Below are 19749 nucleotides of genomic sequence, written 5' to 3' on the forward strand. Positions count from 1 at the left end.
TATCTAATTTTTAGGTTAATCAAAATGTAATATTCGCACCGATAGTATAAGTACGTGCTTGCGGATATGTTCCCCCGTCAAATCCATCACGTGTTCCCACTTCAGGATCATAACCGCTGTAGTTGGTAATTGTAAACAGATTTTCGCCCTGCACAAAGAAACGCAGCCCCTTGACGCCGACACGCTGCAACATCTGTCCGGGCAGACTATAGCCAATCTGCAACACTTTCAAACGCATATACGAACCATCTTCCACAAAAAAGTTTGAAACCTGATAGTTATTGTTGTCACCATCTATCACACGTGGTACCCAATTGGAAGTTCCTTCACCGTGCCAACGGTTCAACCAGGATTTGTCGTAGTTACCAAAAGTCACGTTGGAACGTCTGTACAGTTTATAAATATCGTTTCCGATACTTCCTTGAAAGAATGCACTGAAATCCAGCCCCTTCCAATCGGCAGAGAGCGTAAATCCATATGTCCAGTCGGGATTCGGCTTACCTATCATAGTACGGTCATCGCCATTAAGACCATTTTTACCGTCCAAATCTTTAAAACGGATATCTCCGGGCTTGGCATTCGGTTGTATCAACTGAGTCTTTCCGTTAGAATCTACGTAGGTATAGCTATCTATCTCCTGCTGATTCTGGAAAATACCATCATGCAAGTAACCGTAGAAGAAGCCGTACGGACGCCCGTTCTCTCTCCAACTGACCTGGCCGCCCATACCACCGCCGATATTATTGAGACCGACACGGTCGGGGCCCTGGTCTGTTACGGTATTCTTCACATAAGAAGCATTTCCATTGATACCCAGATTCACTTCACCCACCTTAAAGCGATAGGACGCTTCGAACTCGATACCTTCGTTCTTCACTGTACCCGAATTGACCGTCATACTGCCATAACTGGTATAAAGAGGAATCGGCATGGAAAGCAGCATGTCCTTCGTCTTCTTCACGAAATAGTCGGCAGAGAATGTCAATGCACTGTTGAAGAAACGCAAGTCAATACCCAAGTCGGTCTGTTCGGAGGTCTCCCATTTCAAATCGGCATTGGCATAGCCACTGGGCAGCATGCCCGTATATACCTTTCCATTTATGACTGCATTCTTACCCTGACTCATCATACTTGTATAGGCAAAGGAGCCAATACGTTCGTTACCATTCTGTCCCCAGCTTAGACGTATCTTGGCAAAATCCAACCAGGAAGGTCTGTTCTCCATGAACTTCTCACGAGTCAACACCCAACCCAAAGAAACCGAAGGGAATGTAGCATATTGGTGCTCGCGACTGAAGTTTGACGAACCGTCCCGTCTCACTACCGCTTCGAACAAATACTTTTCATCATAATTATAATTGATACGTCCGAATATGGATGCAATGCGGTGATCTTCCGCCCCACCCCATACTTTGGACTGTTCTTCGGGCGCTGTGGCCGTGTCTATATATCCCTTGTCTATATCCACCACCAGCAGATTATAATCTTCCGCTTCCAAATTGGAGTAATGGTAGGAAGACATACTCGTACCGAACAGTGCACCTATATTATGACGGCCGAAAGACTTCGTATACGACAGCACATTTTCCCACTGCCAGTAGGAAGACTCCCTTTTCTTATCCTCTACTTTGGAAGTAGCATTCTTACTGGTAGCATTCAGCTCGTAAACCGGAGTTACATTCTTGATGGAATTGAATACCCATTCCGCACCATAGGTAGTCTTGAACTTCAAGCCCGGCAACAAGTCGACATCAAGGTTAAAGTTCGCACCGAAATTCTGCGGCATAGTCCTCTGGTTGTGGTTGACCTGCATGGCAGCCAGGGGATTGTTTATTTCACGCATCTCAATGATATTGTATGCCAAGCCGTTGGGAGCAATGACATGATTTGGATAAGTTACGGCATATTGCTCCAGTATAGCAGGGTCGGTCTGATAAACCGGCTCGGTAGGAGGCAACATATTCATGGAAGTAATCAAGCCTGCTGCTTCACTATTGCCAATAGTATTACCAGTCTGGATTGACTTGGAATAGCTTGCAATTGCACCAAAACTAATCTTATTCAACCAATTTCGTGATTTCGTGTCCAGTAATACATTATTGTAATTCAAGCGTACATTGTAGCGTTCATAATCAGCATGTCCTTTAGCATAAATACCTTCTTGCTTTACATAACCGAAAGAAGCATAATAGGTAGAGTTGTCCGTACCTCCACTCAACGAAACCTTGTGGTTCATAATAGGAGCATTCTTGTTCTGTAGTTCCTTTTGCCAGTCGGTATTGACGCTGGAAACAGTCGGGAAATAAGGGTCCTTACCTGCATTGGCAGCCATTTCATTCATCAACATCTGATAATCCGCACTACCCAGCAAATCCACCTTCTTGGAAGGATTCTGAATACCATACGTAAATTCATAGTTCAAAGTAGCCTTTCCTTTAGTACCCTTCTTCGTAGTAATCAGTACAACACCATTAGCACCACGGGCTCCGTAAATAGCGGCGGAAGCTGCGTCTTTCAACACTTCAATAGACTCAATATCAGAAGGATTCAAATGACTGATACCACTTTCAGACGGCATGCCGTCTACTATATAAAGCGGATCGGAGTTGTTGACCGTACCGGTACCCCGAATACGAATCTTTGATTCCGCACCGGGCTGACCTGAATTAGAGATAATCTGTACACCGGAAACTTTACCTTTCAAGGCATTCTGAATATTTGTAGGATTACCTTTATCCAACTCTTCACTGGTAACACGGCTCACAGCAGACGAAAGTACACTCTTCTTTTGTACACCATAGCCTACTACAACTACCTCGTCCAGCAACTCAGAAGAATCAGTAAAACGGACTTTCAGATTTGTATCTGCAGCAGTCAGTTTATACTCAATAGGCTCATAACCAATAAAAGTGAAGACCAACACATCACCCACAGAAGCTTTCAGACTGAAATTCCCATCAATGTCCGTCACAGTACCCACAGCCGGATTACTTTTCATACTGACATTAGCACCCGGAACCGTTTCTCCGGAAGGGTCATAAACGACACCCTGCACATTAATTTGTTGTGCGAAGAGCTGCAAAGTGCAACTGAGAATGCAAAGCAGCAAAAGGACTCTTTTTCTTTTCATGATAATAGTATTAGTTTATAAAATAGGAAGTTATTCATATTGTATTGATACAAATTCCAATACTTCGATAAGCGAAATTACGTACTAAACAAGAAATGGAAGTTGAATATTTCTCATAAGGAGTTCATTTACTAACACATCCATAAAAAACGTTTTATTTTAAACTTAAAGTGATAAAGTTTAAACCCATAAAAAAACGGATACGTTTCTGTACGTACCCGTTTTCTTCCAAATCCATTGATTATAAAAAGTATTACCTTTCTAAAGTCCAGTTAATGGCATTTCTGAACATGGTCGTAAACCCTTCCGTTTCGTACAATTTGCTGCTATGCCCTATCTGGAAATAAACATTGCGTGCCTTTTTGCTTTCATTGACCCAAACCACCGGATGATCGCCCATCTTGATGTCCGATGCAGGCGTGTAGCTCGATTCGTCTACATTGGCCAGTACATGTACATTGGGGCGCGGGCTCTTGTCATAAGTATACCACTCGTCATCGGGCACCACGAAAGAGGCCGGAACATCTTTCATTACCGGATGCTGTTTATCTTCCACAATCAGCGTACCGTTGGCCAGCGGAGCTATGTAGTTCTTGAAACGTACACCACCCATGAAATCAGAGAACCATTGCCACATGGGATAACCGTCAAACTCGCCCAGCAAAGTAGCATGATGGAAACCTATCCAGCCGCCACGGCCTTCTTCTATATACTTGACGAACGCATCTTCCGCTTCCTTCGGCCAAGTATAAGGCGGGAAATCCAATTGAATAACCAGGCTGAACTGCGACAAGTAAGCCTCCGTTATGTTCCTGGCATTGTTTATCTCGGTAATACTGAAATTCCCCTTTACACCTTCGGCCGCCAACCACCTCAAACCGGCATCCGTAAATCCTCCGTGCTGTCCGCCACGTTCCGTCAACACCAGTACCTTCGCCTTGTGCGGCTTGCCCAATAGGTTTTCTGCTACCGTACGGCGCAAATCACCCTGCTCATTGTCTCCGCTATAATCCCAATACATGCCTCCCAGCAAATCTTTATCCAGAATATACTGACACTTGATGGCAAGTGAACGGGGATTCTCAAAACCAAATACCAACGTATCATTCTTATCGGCCAGATAAGGCACTTGAGCCACCTCATCCCACTTTTCAGTATATTGGGTATCCGTATTCCCTACCTTATTATAGTCTTGGAAGCTGGGATAACCGTCACCTCCACGACCATAGAAGGGCATACCCATCACCAGCTTGGAAGGCGGTACGCCCGCTTTCAAGTGTGCAGTAACGGCACCGTCCGAAGTAATGTCACCGCTATGTCCTGACGGATAAAGCGCCGAATGGTGCTTGGGAGCAGAAGCCATGTCATAAGCCATGATATTCACAAAATCGACGGAAGGCAAGATAGCCTTGAAGTCAATGTAACGGGCAGAAGCTACGGTGGCAAGTGTCAGTTCCTTTTCATTGCCGATGGCAGCTCTGATATCCTGCATCAGAAGTGTAAAATTCTCCGTATCGTCCGGTGACGAGGATATATTTGCCATAGAGCTGGTGGGATATTCCCAATCGATGTCAATGCCATCCAAAGCGAACTCCTTCACCACACGGTCACAGTCCGCGGCAAAAGCACGGCGATATTCATCATTGGCAGCCATCTCACTGAAACGTCCGCTTCCCCAGCCGCCGATGGAAAGCAGCACTTTCAGCTCCGGCTTCTGTTTCCTCAAATCAACAATCTGTCTCAAACGTTCCTCATTATCAATCTTGACACCGTTAAAGCTCTCGTTTACATGACCGAACGCATAGTTGATATGCGTCATGTACTGCGGGTCGGGCATCACCTCACTCCACGAAGTGACATAAGCAACCACAACCTTTGAATCGCGAGAAGCCGCAACGACCTCTTCTCCCGACTTAACGCTACCGCATGAAACCAATACGCCCAAAGCGGCAGCCATCATCATTCTAATTTTTTTCATAAGTACTATCTTTAATTACAAATTATCGCAGGTCTGACGGACCCGTGAACCTATCAATGCATAATACAGCATAAACGCTTCTCCAAAAAGAACGATGAGCCATGACCATCTCCAGCCTCCAAGAACATCGGCAAGCACTCCTTGCAACAAGGGCAATATGGCACCGCCTACCACTCCAATCATGAACACACCCGAAGCCACCGAAGTGTATTTTCCCAAATGGGCAACGGACAAAGTAAAGATAGCTCCCCACATGATGGAATGGAACAGACCTACTGCCGTGAGCAGCCACGGATTATTCAGAAGAATGGCCAGTAGGGCGAGTAGTCCTGCCGATACCGTAGTAACCGTCAACTGCACGCGGGGAGAAATCCTGCTCAGGCTGCTCCCCACCAGGCGGCCCACAAGCATACCACCCCAATAGAGCGTAGCCATCAGTGCCGGAGAAGCATAATCCATCTCGATGGCATACAGATTGATATTGGCCCCGATACAGACTTCCACTCCTACATAAAAGAAGATAGCCACCACGCCCAATGTCAGATGACGGAAGGACCATACACTTTTTTCCAGCTTTTCTCCCTTCTCTACCCTGGTTCCTTGGATATCGGGCAAAGACAATTTCATCAACAACAATACAATCAAAGAAATAACAGCCATCAATGCCAGGAACGGAACCATCAGCTGGTCAATCTGAATGTCCTCCATAGACAGACCGCCAAACACGACACCAGTCACGAAATAAGGAGCAAGCGTAGTTCCCACAGAATTGGCGGAACCGCCTATAGCCAAACGCTGAATGGACTGGGTACCCTTGACATGGCAAGCCGTCAGATAAGGATTTATAACCACTTGCAGAATGGTGGCCGAAGCCCCTACCACGAAAGAACCCAGTAAGAAAATCAAGAACCCTCCAGGGATAACATTATTTCCTGCATGCCAATTCGCTTCAGGAAAGTGTACTGTGAAATAGGAAGAGGCAAAGAACAAACCAAGCCCCACAATCATCACCAGCAATCCACGCATCAATGTTCCTTTATATCCGTATTTGCTAATCCACGACGAGCCTACCCCTCCACAAACCGGATAAGCAAGGAACCAGGAGAAAGTAATCAAAGTAGCAAAAGTATTTTTCAACCCGCCCACTTCCGAAAGAAAAGTTTCTTTCAGAGGACCCTGAAACTGAGTATTGGCAGTCGTAAGGAAACCTACAATAAAGAACAAGAACACCATCGTGATGAATGGCCCCATATAGTTTATTTGTTTTTCTTGTTGTGTCATAGTATTTTGATTATTAATTCAAATAATTAGTTATCAGCCGCCTGCAAGGCGACTTAGCAGTTAAGCATGCTTGCCGCCGCCTCATCCAGCAGAAATTCACAGTTGGGATGAAGCTGAAGGATGGAAGCAGGAACATCTGTTGTCACAGGCCCTTCAAGCATCCGCTTGACAATATCCGCTTTATTAGTCCCTTTGGCAACCAGTACAATCCGGCGTGCCTGCATAATGTTCTTTATTCCCAAAGTAGCCCCTCCCAACTCTTTATCGGGAGGAGTACCCGTTTCTCTACGGATGCGTTCTTCCAGTTCCACATTCATCCGGGTCACCCATGCTTCACCGCCAAAGGGAGATTCCGGCTGGTTGAATCCCAAGTGTCCGTTCTCACCCAACCCTAAAATCAGCAAATCAATGCCGCCACGGTTCGCAATTTCTTGCTGGAAATCCCTGCATGACTGTTCAAAATCACCAGAAATGGTAGGCAGCATCAAAAAATTCTCTTCCTTGATGCCCAATGTATCCATCAACTCCGTTTTCAGCATCGTGTAGCATGCTCCGGCATATTCGCGCGGCACATTCGTTACCTCATCCAATCCGAAGAAAGTAACGGTATCCACCTTAAACGGATATTTAGTATAGATTTCTCCCACCAACCGATGAAGATTGCCGGTAGTACGTCCCGTCGAAAGTCCTATCACACTCTCCGGTTCATTCAACATCTGCCCGATGATGCGCCATGCAGCCGTGCAGTCAAACTCCTTTTCATTCTTTGTTATTGTTATTTTCATATTCTTAATCATTAATTCCTAATCACATATTCATCGCCACCGCACCGGCCCCCAGAAGCCCGATAAATCCGGGATTCAGTTTCGTAATGACAACCCCGTTGCTGACAAAACGCATGGTCGTAGGATGAAGTTTCTCCAGAATCTTCTCGTGCATATACCCGTCGGCCACAATACCTCCACCCAACACCACCGTGTCCGGGTCAATCACACGTACCAGATTCATGATAAGATTGGCAAGCGCCTCAGCTGCATTCTCCACCAGCACCGTACAGAGAGGGTCACCTTTCTGACTAAGTGCAAACACCTCACTCACAATCACCCGTTCCCCTTTTTCAGCCGGAATATGCAGGCCGGTCTCATACTGGTTGCGGAGCAGACGGGCACAATTGTCAAAACCTATGCCGGCAGCAATCGCCTCCACACAGTCCATCCGTCCACAACCGCATTTAATGCCTATGTTCACACCTACACGCACGTGTCCCACTTCGCCGGCATTGAAATGGCTGCCACGGATTTGTCTCCCATTTATCACCGTACCCACGGCAATGCCTGTACCTACATTTACGTATATGAAGTTTTTGGAAATTTGTCCGAATCCCCAGACACGTTCGGCTCTTGTAGCGCTCTTCACATCATTGTCTATATGGCAAGGCATGCCATATATGTCCGACAGTTCCTTTGCCAACTCAATCCGCTGTGTCCTGCTCGGGTCAATCTGCAGCCAGACACCTTCGTTGGGATCTACACGCCCTATCAGCCCAACACCCATCGCTACCGGTTTCTGGTCATACCAGCCCACGGTACGGATATAATCATCGAGCGACGACTTGATGATTTCCAGTGCAGCCTGCTGATTAAAGTAACCGGAGTCATATTTCTTATACCTCAAAATGTTGCCACGGCTATCCATTTCGCCAATCAGCAACTTCGTGCCTCCTAAATCAAGACCTAAATACGTTTCCATTTTTTATATGCGTTTTTTAATATTGTTTACTGTCCACAATATTACGCACTATCAGGGAGACAAGGGTTTATTCTCTGACAAAAAAGGTTTAATACTTGTCAGCGGTGGTTCAAAAGCAGTCTTCATGGCTCTAAATTTTGCTGGGACTGGTGCCAAACTGCTTTTTGAAGCATGTACTGAAATATTTCGGGTCAGAAAATCCGACCATATTCGCCACTTCCCCTATCGAATATTTCCGGGAAACCAGCAGCTCTTTTGCCTTGTTCAAACGGACAATGCGGATGAAGTCATTCGGTCCCTGCCCGGTCAGCGTCTTTATCTTATTGTAGACAGAAGTGCGGCTCATGCCCAGCATCCGGCAGAAGTCATTGATGGAGAATTCCGAATCGGACAACTCCTCCTCAATCACTTTCATAACCTTGTCCAGGAACTCCTTGTCCAACTGGCTGGTATAGTCTGTCTCTTCGGGCTGCGCATCCATCGCCAACACGGTTTCGCGCAAATGCTGCCTATTCTGAAGAATATTCCTGATACGCACTTTCAGCACAGACAAGTCGAAAGGCTTGATGATGTAGTCATTGGCACCGGCCTCCAGTCCGAAGATGATATTTTCCCTCTCACTCAGTGCGGTCAGTAATATAATAGGTATATGGCTTGTTTCTACCGATGATTTCAGAATCCGGCACAATTCATCACCTTCCAGTACCGGCATCACAATGTCCGAGATAATGATATCAGGATTGATTTCCCTTGCCGTCTCCAATGCCTTTCCGCCGTCGGGCACGGCAACTACCTTATATTCGGAAGACAAGCTGTCCACCAGATACTCCCTCATATCCGCATCGTCCTCCGCCAGAAGAAGGACATTCTTCCTGGCACGTTCCGTTTCTTCATGCACAGCCCCGGTAGCGGCCTGAGCTTCTTCCTGGCCGTCAGCCTTCGCTTCCACCGCCACGCTCGCCTTTATCCTCTGCGGGAAAGTTACCGTAAACGTAGTTCCCTGCCCTTCCACGCTACTGAAAGAGATGGTGCCGTGATGCTGTTTCACAATGCGGCGCGTAATCATCAGACCGATACCCGAACCGGTTTCCTCAAAGTTCATGGCATTCTGGGCTCTATAATATTCGTGAAAAATATTGCCCTGCTCCTCTTTCGGAATGCCGATACCCGTATCCTTCACTTCAATAGTCCACTTCTTTCTTGCAGTCTTCACCAGTATGTGAATGACCCCCTTCTCTGTATACTTCAAGGCATTGGAGAGCAGATTGTCTATGATATGATCCATCTTCTCCCGGTCAATCCAAACCTTGGGCATATCCGGCTCCACCTCCAACTCTATCCCGACGCTCTTCTGCATGGCAGCTAAGTGAAACTCCGCCATTTTTTCCTCCAGATAAGCCTTAATGTCGTATGGAGAAACCTTCAGACACTCCTCGGCATGCAGTTCCGTTTTCTGCAACTCAAGCAGTTGAGTAATCATTCCCATCAGTTTTTCCACATTCTTCATAGCCACCGCAACGGTTTTCTTACCCTGCTCCGGAAGTCCCTCCTGCGCTTCGAGCTCGCTCAGCGGAGCCTTTATTAAAGTAACCGGTGTACGGATATCATGGGCTATACTGATAAAGGAACGTATCTTGTCCCTTATACGCCCCTCGTTCACCTTATGCCTCCTATACTGCACAAACATGTACACAAAGACAGACAACAAGATGAAATAGATGAGCAGCGCCCACCACGAAACCCAGTAAGGGTTATGAATGACAATGTCCAGACTTCTTTCTCCCACCTGCTGCCCGGTGTATTTATCAAATGCCCGCAAGCGGAATACATACTTACCGGACGAGAGATTCATATAGCTCACGTTCCGCACTGAATTGGAGTGTTCCCACTCTTCATTGTGATTTTCGAGCCTATACTCATACCTAATACGATGCGGGACTGCAAAGTTGATGGCAGAGAAGGAAATTGAGAAGGAGTTTTGATTATACTTCAAATCTATTTTCCGGGTATCATTGATATTCGTTTGCAAAAGAGAGCCTTTCATTCCCGCTTTGACCGATTCGTAAAGCAGTTTAAAGTCTGTCAGAATCAGCTCAACGGGTGCATGAGTCCCCAAGTCCAAAGACGGGAGAAAGGAAAGAACCCCTTCTGCGGTGCCGAAAGCAAGACATCCATTCTTCAACTTAAGGGCAGCATTCGGATTGTAATATCCCCAGCTGACATCCAAAAAATCATTGGCACTGATGATAATATCCCGGGAGCAGTCCAAGCAATACAATTCCTTCTCCGTACTGAACCAGATACGCCCTTCGTTATCCTCCAGCAGGCTGTTGATGGAATTGGAAACCAGATTGTCATCTACGGTATAGGCATGCGCCTCTTTCCCATCCGGCCCAACACGTATAAGGCCTTCCCCGTCTGTAGCCAGCCAGGTATCGCCGGATGAGGACTGCATCAGGCAACGGACAGGATAATGCAGAGAGATGTCTCCAAACGTCTGATGCCACTGCGTGTCTCCCGACTTCTTATCAAAGACGGCCAACCCGCTGCAACCGGCAATCAGTAATGAGCCCCCCTTACCCGGCTTTATGTCACCTATGCAATCAATCGGGTAATATGTATAAGTATCCGTCCGTATATCGTAACGGGTAAACTCTCCTTCAATACCACCGAACCAGACATAATCCCCTTCCGCATAAATGGCATAAACATAGTCGGTGGCCATTCCCTTCTCCGGATGTGCATTTCTTTTCTCTTTCTTCTGTACCCGTCCGGTCTGTTTATGAATACAATAGACACCGATACCATAGCCACCTACCCAGATGTTTCCCCCGGAGTCTTCGGCAAGTGCCAATACCACTTTGCCACTATATTCCGTACCGTCCAGATAGTGGGTCCATTTGCGTGACCGAGGTTGATAGAGGCTGACGCCGTTGTTTGTACCATACCAATAATCTCCCTCCGAGTCCTGAAACATCACATTTACATGGTCCGACTTCAGGGAATTATCATTATTGCGTTCGTGCCTGATTCTATAGACATCCGGCATCTCCAGATCCAGATAGCTGATGCCATTCGTAGAAGTGCCAATCCATACAACTCCGGATTCATCCACACAAATATCGGATACCGTATTACCACTCAAGCTTTTGTCATCATCCCCGTTATTCATATAATGGTTCAAAAGTTCTCCGGTAGCGACATCCATGCAAAAAACACCTGCACCGTCGGCTCCCACCAGCAGCAAATTATCCTTTGTCTTTGCAAACGAACGGATAGGTACATGAGGAATCCGGTCATTCAAGGAATGTATTTGCCCTTCGGGACCGTCAAGCACAAATACGCCGTTTGAAAAGGTACCGATGAACAGCTTCGCTCCGAAGACATAGAGCGATTCCACATGCATCTCTGTATGCAGGTCAACCGGCCTCGTCTCAAAAGACGAAGAACCTGCCGCTCCTGCCTTCGTCAGCCGGAAGACACCCTTGTCGGTGCCTGCAAAAAACACTTCATCTTCCATTTGGACCATGCAACGGACAGATTGCCCCTTCAATCCGGCAAAAGACAGTCCTGCACTTTCTTCCCAAGAATAAAGCCCCTTCGACATACACAACCACAAACGGTTTTCGTCATCAAACAGCATATTATACAATACCGGAGAAGGCAGGTAATCGGCCAAGTCCACACGCAATTGGAAAGAGTCCGTCAGTTTGTTGTATGCATAGATTTTTCCATTCTTCAATGCAACCCAGACAATACCCTCCTTATCACACATCATGGTAGTGGAAGACTGGATATTGTCCCTGGAATCAATCATTCCGTCCAGCTTGTAATGCTTGATTTCATTCCCGTCATAACGATCTATCCCGACATGAGTATACACCCAGACAAATCCGGCTGAATCCTTGTTTATCTGGAATACTTGCCGACTGCCCAATCCCTCCTTGATACCCAAGGTGCGGAATGAACCGGCAAACAAGTCAGCGGACAAAAAAACGAACACCCATAACAGCAAAAATGTACATGTAACGGATTTATATGGAAACGGATATGGAGCAGACATAGGTCATATATTGTTTTTCGGATGCAATATTACGCATAAATATAAAAAAAACGGTCGAAAAACTATCCGAATAGGTTCGATTTCTATTACTTTTGCCTTCCGAAACCAACAAATCATGAGAAGCCATGCTCAGTAAGTTCAAATTAAACCAGCTCTATTTCAAGGACACACAGTTTGCCAACCTCATGACACGGCGCATTTTCAACGTCCTTCTGATAGCCAATCCTTACGATGCTTTCATGCTGGAAGATGACGGCCGCATCGACGAAAAGATATTCAATGAATACACTTCGCTCTCCTTGCGCTACCCTCCCCGTTTCACGCAGGTTTCCACTTGCGAGGAGGCGCTGACACAGCTGTCCTCCATCTCTTTCGACCTCATCATCTGCATGCCGGGCACGGGAGACAACGACAGCTTCGACGTGGCACGATACATCAAAAACCTGTATGAACAGATTCCGATGGTGATACTTACCCCTTTCAGCCACGGCATCACCAAGCGTATTGCCAATGAAGACCTCAGTCCCTTTGAGTATGTGTTCTGCTGGCTGGGAAACACCGACTTGCTGGTTTCCATCATCAAGCTGATAGAGGACAAGATGAACCTGGAGCACGACGTCAACGAAGTGGGTGTGCAGCTCATCCTGCTGGTGGAAGACGGCATCCGCTTTTACTCCTCCATCCTGCCCAATCTGTATAAATTCGTATTGAAGCAGAGCCAGGAATTCTCTACTGAAGCACTGAATGCCCACCAGCGCACACTGCGCATGAGGGGACGTCCCAAAATTGTACTGGCACGTACCTATGAAGAAGCCTTTGGCATCTACCAAAAATATAAGAATAATATATTAGGTGTCATCACCGACGTACGCTTCCCCCGCGTAGAACGGGGCGAGAAGGACGGACTGGCCGGTATCAAGCTCTGTGCCGCCATCCGCAAGGAAGACCCGTTTGTACCCCTTATCATACAGTCCAGCGAATCGGACAACGTAGCGTATGCAGCCAAATACGATGCCGCCTTCATCGACAAGAATTCCAAAAAGATGGATGTGGACCTGCGCCGTATTGTATCAGACAATTTCGGCTTCGGCGACTTTATCTTCCGCAACCCGGACACGCTGGAAGAGATTGCCCGCGTAAAGAATCTCAAAGAGCTGCAGAACATTCTTTTTGCTGTTCCGGCAGAATCATTCCTTTACCACATCAGCCGCAACCACGTCAGCCGCTGGCTCTACTCGCGTGCCATGTTTCCCGTGGCAGAGTTCCTGCGGCCCATCACCTGGAATAGCTTGCAAGACGTGGATGCCCACCGTAAAATTATCTTCGAGGCTATCGTGAAATACCGCAAGATGAAAAACCAGGGAGTAGTGGCAGTCTTCAGGCGCGACCGCTTTGACCGATACTCCAACTTTGCCCGTATTGGCGACGGTTCGCTGGGAGGCAAGGGGCGCGGACTGGCTTTCATCGACAACCTGGTGAAGCATCACCCCGAGTTCGAAGAGTTTGAGAATGCCCGTGTCGCCATCCCCAAGACCATCGTGCTCTGTACCGATGTGTTCGACGAGTTTATGGATACCAACAATCTGTATCAGATAGCCTTGTCCGATGCCGACGATGACGTCATCCTGCGCTACTTCCTCAAAGCAAAGCTGCCCGACCGCCTGGTGGAGGACTTCTTCACCTTCTTCGACGTGGTGAAGTCGCCCCTTGCCATCCGTTCGTCCTCGTTGTTGGAAGACTCGCACTACCAACCCTTCGCCGGTATCTACAACACCTATATGATTCCCTATCTGGACGACAAGTACGAGATGCTGCGCATGCTGAGCGATGCCATCAAGGGAGTATATGCTTCGGTCTACTTCCGCGACTCGAAGGCATACATGCAGGCAACGAGCAATGTTATCGACCAGGAAAAGATGGCTGTCATCCTACAAGAGGTAGTGGGCAACCAGTATGGTGACCGCTACTACCCCAGCATGTCCGGCGTGGCACGTTCGCTCAACTACTACCCCATCGGCGACGAGAAGGCGGAAGAAGGTATCGTCAATCTGGCACTCGGCTTGGGCAAATATATTGTGGACGGCGGCATGACGCTCCGCTTCTCGCCCTATCACCCCAACCAGGTGCTGCAAACCAGCGAAATGGAGATTGCCCTCAAAGAGACTCAGACCCGCTTCTATGCCCTCGACCTGCGCAATGCCGGTCACGACTTCTCCATCGACGACGGCTTCAACCTGCTGAAACTGCACGTCAAAGAAGCGGAAAAGGACGGAGCACTGAACTACATAGCCTCCACCTACGACCCTTACGACCAGATTATCCGCGACGGGCTTTATCCCGGTGGACGCAAAGTCATCACCTTTGCCAACATCCTGCAACACGACGTATTCCCCCTGCCACGCATCCTGCAACTGGCTTTGAAATACGGAGAGCAGGAGATGCGCCGTCCCGTAGAGATAGAGTTTGCCGCCACCATGAGCCGTGAGAAGGACAAAACCGGCACCTTCTACCTGCTGCAAATCCGCCCGATAGTCGACACCAAGGAGATGCTGGATGAAGACCTTACCGCCATTCCGGACGACCAGGTACTGCTCCGTTCCAACAACTCATTGGGACATGGCATCATGAACGAGATACATGACATTATCTATGTGAAGACAGACGACTATAGTGCCTCCCACAACCAGGAGATTGCCTGGGAGATAGAGAAGCTGAACCAGCAGTTCCTGGACGAAGGCCGCAACTATGTCCTTGTAGGTCCCGGACGCTGGGGTAGCAGTGACACCTGGCTCGGCATCCCCGTGAAGTGGCCGCACATCAGCGCTGCCCGCGTGATAGTGGAAGCCGGACTGACCAACTACCGGGTAGACCCCAGCCAGGGAACCCACTTCTTCCAGAACCTGACCTCCTTTGGAGTGGGATACTTTACCATCAACGCCTTTATGAATGACGGCGTATACAACCAGGAATTCCTGAATGCACAGCCTGCCGTACACGAGACGAGGTACCTGCGGCATGTACATTTCCGCCAGCCGATGGTGGTAAAGATGGATGGCAAGAAGAAACTGGGAGTGGTGCTGATGCCCGAAGAATAAATCAGTCCGTCAGCCGGTGCAGCACAATCATCACCACCTCTGCGGGGGCAAACATGCGGATGGCCTTCTGCGAAGTGCCGATGCCGTTGGTGACAATCATCGGGATATTCTTTGAGTTGTACTTCAGCCCGGAGAGGAACCGCTGCCCGTAGTGCGAGGGGACTATCGGTGCATAAAGCCCGAACAGCGTCACCTGCCCGCCATGCATGTGTCCGGCCAGGATGAGGTCGGAGTTTGTCACCGGGACGTCCTCGGCATAGTCCGGCGTATGCGTCAGCAGGATTACGAAATCGTCGGGCGAAAGGCCGAGTGTGGGCGATGTGCCGTTCTTGCCCAAGTCGAAAGGATTGCGCACGCCCGCCACAAGAATCCGCTCACCGCCACGCCGCAGGGTGTCCACCTTATGCTCCAGCAGATGCATGCCATAATGCCTCATTTCGCGCACGATGTCGTCATAGCAAGCCTCGTAGTCATTGTTGCCAAGCACGGCATAGGTGCCCAACGGCGTCTTCACTTGCGCCAGGGCAGCCATGACGGGCGGCACGTACTGGCAGCCTTCGTGAAAGTCACCGCCAATCAGCAGCACGTCGGCCTTCTGGTCTATGAGCAGGCGGACCAGGTCCTTCAATCCCTCCTCCTTCAGCAGGCTTTTGTAGTGCAGGTCGGAGACAAAGGCGATGCGGAAGCCCTCGAAGGCGGCAGGCACGTCGCGATGCGTGAAGTCGTACGTCTTAATGCGGCTGACGCCCTTATAGGCCGAGCCTACGTGGGTGGTTTTCGATGTGATTCTTGTACCTCGCTGCACAATTACCTTTTGTACCGGTGCCGTTTTCTTTATCTGCTGTTTCTTTACCTCGCCCTTCGCCGGCTGGCGGCGGACATTACGCAAATCAGACTGGTCAAAGGTGAACATCGGCGAAAGGCGGGCAGGCAACCCGATAGTATCGCCAAGCTGCGTGCTGTCTGCCTGCATGACTGGCTGCGGCAACGACACGGTAATCATCCGCTTGGAACGGCAGGAAGACAAGAGCAGCAGAGAAAGAATGGATATGTAGACTAACTTCTTCATCATAAGTGGGTACAAATATAGGGATTTTCAGTATTTTTGCTGGCAGATGCCGAACTAAATTGGAACTACGATGAACGAGATTAAACAGAATTCACCCTACGCATGGTTTCTCGCCGCCCGCCCCAAGACGTTGACGGGAGCCATCATCCCGGTATTGCTGGGCAGTGCCCTTGCCTTCAGCGACGGACAGTTCAAGACCGCACCCGCCCTGCTGTGCGCCCTCTTTGCCTGCGGCATGCAGATTGCCGCCAACTTTATCAACGACCTCTTCGACTTCCAGAAAGGGACCGACCGTCGGGAAGACCGGCTGGGGCCGCAGCGCGCCTGCGCCGAAGGTTGGATTACGCCGGCAGCCATGAAAACCGGCATCGGCATCGCACTGACACTGTCGTGCCTGGCAGGGCTGGCAGTGCTGTTCACCGTCTGGGGGCAGCTGCCCCACGGAGGCTGGGAACTGGTGGTGCTGGGCGTGGTGTGCATACTGTTTGCTTTCCTCTATACCACGCTGCTCTCCTATCGGGGCTGGGGCGACGTACTGGTGCTGGTGTTCTTCGGCTTCGTGCCCGTATGCGGCACCTACTACGTGCAGGCCTATACGCTGAATATGGATGTGGTGGTGCTGTCGCTCGTCAGTGGCCTCGCCATAGACACCTTGCTGATGGTGAACAACTATCGCGACCGCGAGCAGGATGCCGTGAGCGGCAAGTGTACGCTGGTGGTACGCTACGGCAAGAAGTTCGGTGAGAATATGTATCTGGCACTGGGCATCGCCGCCGTGCTGCTCTGCTTCTGGTTTGTCTACACGGGCAAGCTGACTCCGCTGGAATTTATCTGGGCTCCCTGCGTCTATCTCTATATGCACGCACTGACGTGGCGCAAAATGATACAGATAGGTAGCGGTAAAAAGCTGAACAGCATACTGGGCGAGACGTCGCGCAATATGCTGTTCTTAGGATTACTGTTAGCGGTGGCGCTGAATTGAGAGGTTAGAGGTTAAGGATTAGCGGTTAGACCCTAATCCCTAAACCTTAACCTCTACCTCCATACATCTGTTCGTAATACTTCTGATAATCACCGCTGGTCACTTCTTCCACCCACGGCTGGTTGTTCAGGTACCATTCAATGGTCTTGACGATGCCGACCTCGAACTTCGTCTCCGGATACCAGCCCAGGGCATTGGTAATCTTTGTGGGGTCGATGGCATAACGCTGGTCGTGACCTAGGCGGTCTTTGACGAAGGTGATAAGGTCTTCGTTTATCCAGCTGATGTCAATCGTGCCGTCGGCGGCTTTTACTTGTTTCTTCAGCACTGCACGGTAACGGGGTTCTTCCTCCATCAAGCGGCGGACGGTGGCAATAGTCAGCTTCACGATTTCAAGATTGGTCTTTTCGTTGTGACCGCCTACGTTGTAGACTTCGCCTTCCACACCCTCGCGGACAACCAGGTCGATAGCTTTGCAGTGGTCTTCCACGTAGAGCCAGTCACGCACGTTACTGCCGTCGCCATAGACGGGGAGGTTCTTGCCTTCGAGAATATTCTTGATGATAAGCGGAATCAGCTTTTCGGGGAAGTGATAAGGACCGTAGTTGTTGGAACAGCGGGTGATAGTGACGGGCATCTTATAGGTATCGTGATAGGCCATCACTACCATATCGGCACTCGTCTTGCTGGCGCTGTAAGGGCTGTGCGGGCAGAGCGGGGTTTGCTCTGTGAAGTAGCCTTCGGCACCAAGTGAGCCGTAAACTTCGTCGGTAGACACTTGATGGTAACGAACGCCTTTGCGCCAAGTGGGATAACCGGACTCGTCCTTACCCGTGACCCAGGCACGGCGGGCGGCATCGAGCAGGTTTTGTGTACCCAGGATGTTGGTCATCAGGAAAAGCTGGGGATTCTCTATGCTACGGTCTACGTGGCTCTCGGCAGCAAAATTCACTACGTAATCGAATTTATACTTGGCAAACAGTTCGTCGGCAAGCACGCGGTCGCAGATGTCACCTTTTACAAAAAAGCAACGTTCATCGTCAATGTCATTGGCAATGGTGCCCAGATTGCCTGCGTAGGTCAAGGCATCCAGTATCACCACTTTAATATCATTATGTTTTGCCAGGATATATTTAATATAGTTGGCGCCGATAAAACCGGCGGCACCGGTTACGAGATAAGTCTTCATGAGAATTAAAAATTATAAATTAAAAATTAAAGTCAGCGGGCCTTTATAGGAGAACTATTCTCCTTCTCTTTTTGGGGAACAAAGAGTTCATCGCTTCGATTCAGCCAGTTCCATCAGGTATTTGCCATATTCGGTCTTGCCAAGCTGTTCACCCAAGCGATACAGCTGGTCTACATCTATCCAGCCCTTGCGCCAGGCAATCTCTTCGATACAGCTCACGCGGAAGCCTTGACGGTTCTGGATGGTGGCGACAAAATTGCTGGCTTCCAGCAGGCTGTCGCAATTGCCGGTGTCGAGCCAGGCAAAGCCACGGCCGAAGAGCTCCACTTTCAGCGTGCCCTCGTCCAGATAGAGACGGTTGAGGTCGGTAATTTCGTATTCGCCGCGAGCAGAGGGCTTCAAGGAGGCGGCTTTCTCTGTCACGGTGGAGTCGTAGAAGTACAGTCCGGGGACGGCATAGTTGCTTTTAGGATTGACAGGCTTTTCTTCCAGCGAGACGGCTTTGCCGTTGGCATCAAACTCCACTACACCGTAGGCACGGGGGTCCTTGACGTAATAACCAAAGATGCAGGCACCCTTGTCTATGGAAGCGGCACGCTTCAGCATGGCGGAGAAGCCTTGACCGTAGAACATGTTGTCGCCCAGAATAAGGCAGCCCGGTCCGCCGTCCAAGAACTCTGCACCCAGCACAAAGGCTTGTGCCAGTCCGTTGGGATTCTCTTGTATCTTATAGGAAAAGGACATACCGAGTTCTTCGCCGGTTCCCAGCAGCTCGCGGAACATGGGTAAGTCACGTGGAGTAGAGATAATAAGCACTTCGCGAATTCCCGCCAACATCAGTGTAGAGAGCGGGTAGTATATCATCGGCTTGTCGTAGACGGGCATTATCTGCTTGGAGATAGCCTTGGACAACGGATAGAGACGAGTGGCACTGCCACCTGCAAGAATAATTCCTTTCATATTTCAGTTCTTTTTCGGTGATACTTCAAAATGGAGAATAAAATAAGAAGGAGGACGATGCCCCACGGCTCTACTTGCTATTCGGGTACAAAGATAATGGAAAAATTCGATTAAGTGAAGGCTTGGTTTCATCTTTTTACTTCATTGCTTTGCTTACTCCGGTACATTGTTTTGCTTACTTCAGTGCGTAACGGCCGTCATGTCTTATCCTGATATAGGTAGACACATTTACAAACTAATAAATGTGTTACTA

11 protein-coding genes are annotated in these 19749 nt (G+C 48.9%); 2 read left to right on the forward strand and 9 right to left on the reverse strand.

Features of this window, described 5'->3' with window-relative positions; all coding sequences use genetic code 11:
* Positions 1-19: 19 nt before the first annotated feature.
* The 6 genes from DXD78_RS10600 to DXD78_RS10625 all read right to left on the reverse strand — a co-directional run bounded on the left by DXD78_RS10600 (position 20) and on the right by DXD78_RS10625 (position 12201).
* Entirely contained in the window at positions 20-3130 is a 3111-nt protein-coding gene (locus DXD78_RS10600; RefSeq protein ID WP_009037993.1) for a TonB-dependent receptor, read from the reverse strand.
* A 253-nt stretch (positions 3131-3383) separates the two neighbouring features.
* Positions 3384-5108 (reverse strand): glycosyl hydrolase family 18 protein, encoded by a 1725-nt coding sequence (locus DXD78_RS10605; RefSeq protein WP_034529528.1) that lies wholly within the window; start codon positions 5106-5108, stop codon positions 3384-3386.
* Between the two features lie 15 nt (positions 5109-5123).
* Positions 5124-6389, reverse strand: a complete 1266-nt coding sequence (locus DXD78_RS10610; protein ID WP_008665144.1) for an MFS transporter — start codon at positions 6387-6389, stop codon at positions 5124-5126.
* Between the two features lie 53 nt (positions 6390-6442).
* Positions 6443-7174 (reverse strand): 6-phosphogluconolactonase, encoded by a 732-nt coding sequence (locus tag DXD78_RS10615; protein ID WP_005833056.1) that lies wholly within the window; start codon positions 7172-7174, stop codon positions 6443-6445.
* 22 nt (positions 7175-7196) lie between these two features.
* Entirely contained in the window at positions 7197-8138 is a 942-nt protein-coding gene (locus tag DXD78_RS10620) for an ROK family protein (RefSeq protein ID WP_005833057.1), read from the reverse strand.
* Positions 8139-8268: 130 nt separating this feature from the next.
* Complete coding sequence (locus tag DXD78_RS10625) at positions 8269-12201, reverse strand: hybrid sensor histidine kinase/response regulator transcription factor (protein WP_009037991.1); 3933 nt, start codon at positions 12199-12201, stop codon at positions 8269-8271.
* Positions 12202-12326: 125 nt separating this feature from the next.
* Here DXD78_RS10625 and DXD78_RS10630 point away from each other — a divergent pair, with 125 nt between their 5' ends.
* A complete protein-coding gene (locus DXD78_RS10630; protein WP_009037990.1) occupies positions 12327-15296 on the forward strand; it encodes a PEP/pyruvate-binding domain-containing protein in 2970 nt (989 codons plus the stop codon).
* 1 nt (position 15297) lies between these two features.
* On the opposite strand, the gene DXD78_RS10635 is transcribed toward DXD78_RS10630, so the two are convergent.
* Positions 15298-16365 (reverse strand): metallophosphoesterase, encoded by a 1068-nt coding sequence (locus DXD78_RS10635; protein ID WP_034529640.1) that lies wholly within the window; start codon positions 16363-16365, stop codon positions 15298-15300.
* Positions 16366-16435: 70 nt separating this feature from the next.
* On the opposite strand from DXD78_RS10635, the gene menA reads away from it, so the two are divergent.
* On the forward strand, positions 16436-17347 hold the full coding sequence (gene menA / locus DXD78_RS10640) for a 1,4-dihydroxy-2-naphthoate octaprenyltransferase (protein ID WP_005827044.1): 912 nt from the start codon (positions 16436-16438) through the stop codon (positions 17345-17347).
* Between the two features lie 46 nt (positions 17348-17393).
* Here the strand turns inward: menA and rfbB are convergent, their stop codons facing one another.
* Positions 17394-18536: a dTDP-glucose 4,6-dehydratase gene (rfbB, locus tag DXD78_RS10645; RefSeq protein WP_005827045.1), complete on the reverse strand. Its 1143-nt coding sequence runs from the start codon at positions 18534-18536 to the stop codon at positions 17394-17396.
* Positions 18537-18623: 87 nt separating this feature from the next.
* Positions 18624-19496 carry a glucose-1-phosphate thymidylyltransferase RfbA gene (gene rfbA / locus DXD78_RS10650; protein ID WP_009037988.1) on the reverse strand — a complete coding sequence of 291 codons (873 nt, stop codon included), beginning with the start codon at positions 19494-19496 and terminating at the stop codon, positions 18624-18626.
* Positions 19497-19749 lie beyond the last annotated feature (253 nt).

It is taken from the genome of Bacteroides sp. D20, assembly GCF_003436255.1.
Lineage (GTDB): Bacteria > Bacteroidota > Bacteroidia > Bacteroidales > Bacteroidaceae > Bacteroides > Bacteroides uniformis.